Below are 4939 nucleotides of genomic sequence, written 5' to 3'. Positions count from 1 at the left end.
GGGAACTATGATTAGCTATTTTGTTGAATATCATAAATAAGGAGAAGGTTATGAAAAAACGCGCGTTTTTCGCAATATTACTTTTAGGAGGATTGATAATGATAGGATTGGCAGGATGTGGAGAAAATAAGAACAGTCGAGCATGGATTGAGAACAAAGTCTCTGAGGTTAGTCGTGTCTATCCAACTGAAAATCTCTTTGACTTGTTTAAGCAATTTCCGGAAGGGTTTGAGATTAGAAGTATTGATACCTACGATGAGACGAAGGACTATTCTCGTTATCAGAAGATTGAACTCGTAGGAAATGCAGAAACAAAAGAAATAACTGGTAATTTTAAAAGAATAGAAGCTCGAGGTAATCCTTATGAAGAAAAAGTGCTTTTAGAAAGCCGTGTTGTGTACACTGAAAAAGGATTGGAATTTTTGAATCCAGAAGTTTCTAAAGATGATTTGTTTTATGATGGGTTTTTATTTCAAAAGTTAGAACTAAATAAAGCAATTTTGTCTCAATTGGAACTCAAAAAAACGTACTATAATTGGGAGACTGGTGATGCTTCTATTACTTATAAAAATGTAAATAGTAAAATTATTCAGGATTACTTCCATATACAATCAAGTGAATCGTTAGACCTTTTTATTAGTGCAGACCACTCTGCAACTATTGGCTATGAATACGGTTATCCTGTGGTTTTTGACGGAGAAAATATATCTCATTCAGAACTTATAACAGGAAAAAGTAAGAGTATGAAGAAGATAGATGCCAAATAGTAATGTGCCGACCTTAGATGCTTCTAATCTGACTAACGAATTTTAATAAGATAGCAAGGAAATGTTTCTTTTATGGTATACTATAAGGGAACTATGATTAGTTGTTTTATTGAATATCATAAGTAAGGAGAGGGTTATGAAAAAACGCATATTTCTCACAATGTTACTTTTAGGAGGATTGATAATGATAGGATTAACAGGGTGTGGAGAAAATAAAAATAGTCGAGCATGGATTGAGAACAAAGTCTCTGAGGTCAGTCGTGTCTATCCAACCGAGAATTTGTTTGATTTGTTTAAGCAATTTCCGGAAGGATTTGAGATTGAGCAGGTCTATTTCAAAAAGAAAAGTGATGGAATTGATGATTCTATTACAGAAATTAAGCTGAAAGGTGATGCAACATCGCATACAATAACGGGTACTCTTGCTAAAAGCCCAGCGAAGGAAGATGCGCCAAAAAGCGATGAAGTGGTAGTAAGTGTTCAATATATAGACAACAAATTTATTTTTTCTGATGAAGAAACCGCTAAAAGAATATGGAAGTTTGATGGTTTTTTGTTTCAAAAACTTGGTATAGATAAAGAGTTTTTAAGTAAATTATCATTAAAAAACAAACATTTTAATGGAAATAATGGTTCTTTTGATATAGATTATATTATTAAAAACACAACGATTAACCAATATTTTAATAAACAGCAACAAGCTGAAACAGTGCTAGGATTTGGTAGTTCTTTGAGGTTAGATGACTTTTATTATTATTCTGTTACTGTTGATTTTAATGATGGCTATTATTTTAAGGAGAGAGTATCGAATTAGGAGAGAAGTATGAGTAAAAAGGATACAGCGAATAGTGGTATTGCTACTCTAGATGCAGCAAATCTGACTTACGAATTTGAGAATGTGCGAGTTAATCAACCTGAAATTGGACATGATGATAGAAAACAACTTCTTAATGCAGTAGACAGAAGTAAACCTCTCCCCTCTAACCTCCAGTATCTAGATGATTTTCATGATGACTTTACTGGGACGAGTGGTACAGCCTTCCTAGATAAGGACAGTGGAGAGGTGATTATTGCCTATACGGGAACGAATCCTAATGCGGATATAGTCAAGGATGTCGCTACAGATGTCGGTAGTATAGCCATGGCGCTCGGTTTTCATTATGATGAAGCTTTCAAATTTTATGAAAGGATTCGACAGAGATATGGGGATAATATTACTCTAACTGGACATTCTTTAGGAGGTAACATCGCTCAGAGGGTGGCCTTAGAGTATAACGCTCCGCGTACTGTGGTATATAACTCAGCGCCTCTCTATTTAGAAGGTCTTATCGAATCTAAAGATAAAATCATAGATTATCTGACTCCGTGGGATTCGGCAAGGGAGAAGATAATCAATAAACAAAAGACATTCACAGGTCAAGTAGTACGAATCCGGACTCAAGATGACTTTCTTAACAATATCTCAAAACCTTTTTTAGGTGTATACTTGGGGGAAGATTATCTGCTTGAAAATTCCGGTGGGCACAGTATTGATCCAGATATTACGGGTGATAAAAATCAAATTAACCAAATCAAAGATATTTTGGAAAATCAGAGTCCAGAGAAGATGACTGGACTTGAAAAGAAGAACTATGAAACTCTGAAGAAATTACAAGGTGTCAAAAATCGACTTCTAAAGCAGTTGAGTACCCAATTTTTATCAGATGGTAGTATAAGTAGCCATGAGATGTTTTTCTTGGACAGCGTCCAAGCAACAGCTGTTGCGACGGCAATGACAGAGAGTGTCAGCAACGGACACAGCGAGATTGAGGCAGTTGCGAAAAAAGCAGTTGCGGATGCTGAAACACTCTACGATAAAAGTAAGGAAGTTCCTTGGTTCGTCACAGAGTTAACTTATGATGAGATAGAGGATGTCTATGCAGAAGCTGGGGTAACTTATGATAGTATTGTGGGTGAAACTCAGAGACATTTTGATAAAAAAGTAAGTAAATCAGCTGAGATTGTAAAAGCCTTTACGGATTTGGAAACGAATATTCAGAAGGGTGTTGAACAAGCAGTTGAAGGAGACGAAAGCTTGGCAAGGGATATTAATCAATGGACAAACTAGAAGAAATCCAAGTGAAAATAAAAAAGCAAGAAGAGGGACTTTGGTCCTTGGAGGATGACTATAGAACTGCTAAGAAGAAAATAGAAGAATCCTATGAAAGTTTAGATCATAATCGTTCTCAGTTGACAAGACTATATGAGGAGTTTGAGAACGTTGCTTATGATTTTGCTAGACAGAAATCTGGAGACGATGGGGAGCATCACCAATTTCTGATGTTATTAGAATCTTATTCAAGTGAGACGAGTAGTGAGTATCTTCGGCAGTATGCTAAAATAGAGGCAAAAGATGAAGAGTTGCAGACTCAGTACCGAAAAGAGCGTTCTCGCTTAGAAAAAGAGTTAGAAGAGAGTTATAGTCAAAGAAAAGACTTATATGAGTTAGAAAGGAGGCAGAAGAAATGCTAGTGGATTTAGTCATAGACGCTTTGATTGGACCTATGTCAGAATCAGCCAGGCGAGAAATCAAAAAAACATTAGAAAGAGCAGCTATCAAAACATTTTGTGCTCCTCCTATAAAATCAGGTAGAAAAGGTATTGTAGATAAGTACGATGAGGAGATAGGGGTTCTTGCTATGACAAATAAAACTGCTGTAACGACTTTAGCAGCTCAAATGGATAGCTCAATTAATGGGTTGGGACAAAAAGCCATTAGCGAGACTATTAGTAAAAATAGTACATCTTTTGAAGATTTAACTCCGAAAAAGAAAAAATAGTGCTTTAACTATGCCATGTTCCTTTCCAATTTTTCCAAATATTCCTCTTCAAAGTCATCTTCGGATGACTTTTTGATAAGTTACTAGAAATGTAGAGGTGCTTGAGATGCGTAAAAAATTACAAAGAAAAGTGACAGAAGAAAAACCAAGCTATAGTCGAGAAGAAATTCAGTGGTTGCTTGAGCATTTAGGAGATCCCTCTCCAGAAATTCGAGATGAACTTGTTTTTACGAGTTTGGCTAGAGGAATTCAAGAAGAACTGTTTTCCCTTGAGCAGTTTCAGTTTATCTCAGAAGAGGTCTCCTCTAATGAAAGGCTATACAAAGAGATTGATAGTAGAGGAGTTTCAACTCTTAAACGTTCTTTTAGGGCGCTTATTTATGCCAATCTTTTGTATGCAGATGGTAACGAGCACTCTCTTTTCTATAAAGGCTTAAAAGCTGATATAAGAAATGCTATGCTATCTCAAGGTTTGTATTACCTTAAAAAAGAAAAGGATACGACAGGTTTTTCAAGTCAGTATGGTTGGGTTCACGCTTTTGCGCATGGAGCGGATCTCTTGACGGAAGTCGTTTGTCATCCAGATTTTCCTAGTAACAGATTTTCTGAAGTATTTGATGTACTGGGTCAATTATTTAAAAGAATTACCATTCGTTTTACAAATGATGAGGACTGGCGCTTAGCGAGAGTACTTTATGAACCCATTTTGCAAGGGAAATTAGGGCAAGAACAAGTAGCTTCTTGGATAAAAACTATTGACTTTCCGATAGAAGAGAGGGAAGATTTTTATAAATTTTCCAACTTCAGATCCTGTCTGTTGGAAGTCTATATCCAACTTGACCAGAAAAATAGTTTACAAGATGCCTTGAAAGAAGCCATTCAATCTTTTCAGTACTAAGGATAAGCGAGTCGTTTCATGATTTTCAAATACTTTCCAGTCAATTTTCTTGAAACACTTTCCTTCTTTTGATAGACTAATACATAGTTTGAAAAAAGGAGATTTATCATGAAAAAATTTGTTGCTGAATTAATCGGTACATTTATGCTTGTGTTCATTGGAACAGGAGCTGTTGTTTTTGGAAATGGTCTTAATGGCCTTGGACACCTTGGAATTGCTTTTGCCTTTGGTTTGGCAATCGTAGTTGCAGCTTTCTCAATCGGAACTGTTTCAGGTGCGCACTTGAACCCGGCGGTTTCGATCGCTTTGTTTGTAAACAAACGTTTGTCATCTTCAGAGCTTGTAAACTATATCCTTGGACAAGTAGTTGGAGCTTTCCTTGCGTCAGCTGCAGTATTCTTCCTCTTGTCTAACTCAGGCATGTCAACTGCTAGTCTTGGTGAAAATGCCTTGGC

The 4939-nt window shown here is 36.3% G+C and carries 7 protein-coding genes; all 7 read left to right on the top strand.

All coding sequences use genetic code 11. The features are described 5' to 3' along the window. Positions 1–50 precede the first annotated feature (50 nt). Entirely contained in the window at positions 51–767 is a 717-nt protein-coding gene (locus tag GMD6S_RS08250) for a hypothetical protein (RefSeq protein ID WP_025172971.1), read from the top strand. Positions 768–903: 136 nt separating this feature from the next. Beyond that, positions 904–1581, top strand: a complete 678-nt coding sequence (locus GMD6S_RS08245; RefSeq protein ID WP_000745947.1) for a hypothetical protein — start codon at positions 904–906, stop codon at positions 1579–1581. Between the two features lie 9 nt (positions 1582–1590). Continuing rightward, positions 1591–2874, top strand: coding sequence for a DUF2974 domain-containing protein (locus tag GMD6S_RS08240; protein WP_000037150.1), 1284 nt, complete (start codon positions 1591–1593; stop codon positions 2872–2874). Between the two features lie 11 nt (positions 2875–2885). After that, positions 2886–3278 carry a hypothetical protein gene (locus GMD6S_RS08235; RefSeq protein WP_237738583.1) on the top strand — a complete coding sequence of 131 codons (393 nt, stop codon included), beginning with the start codon at positions 2886–2888 and terminating at the stop codon, positions 3276–3278. Then, a complete protein-coding gene (locus GMD6S_RS08230; protein ID WP_000959513.1) occupies positions 3272–3586 on the top strand; it encodes a hypothetical protein in 315 nt (104 codons plus the stop codon). Before GMD6S_RS08235 ends, GMD6S_RS08230 begins: the two co-directional genes overlap by 7 nt. A 106-nt stretch (positions 3587–3692) precedes the next feature. Continuing rightward, the gene (locus GMD6S_RS08225) at positions 3693–4484 is read left to right on the top strand and encodes a DUF2785 domain-containing protein (protein ID WP_001227786.1); all 792 of its coding nucleotides are present in this window, start codon (positions 3693–3695) and stop codon (positions 4482–4484) included. 108 nt (positions 4485–4592) lie between these two features. Further along, on the top strand, positions 4593–4939 hold a 347-nt coding region (locus tag GMD6S_RS08220), incomplete at its 3' end, for an MIP/aquaporin family protein (RefSeq protein WP_000714818.1).

This window comes from Streptococcus sp. GMD6S (assembly GCF_000297015.1).
The sequence above is the reverse complement of the archived record's forward strand: the minus strand, read 5'-3'. Positions and strand labels throughout refer to the sequence as shown.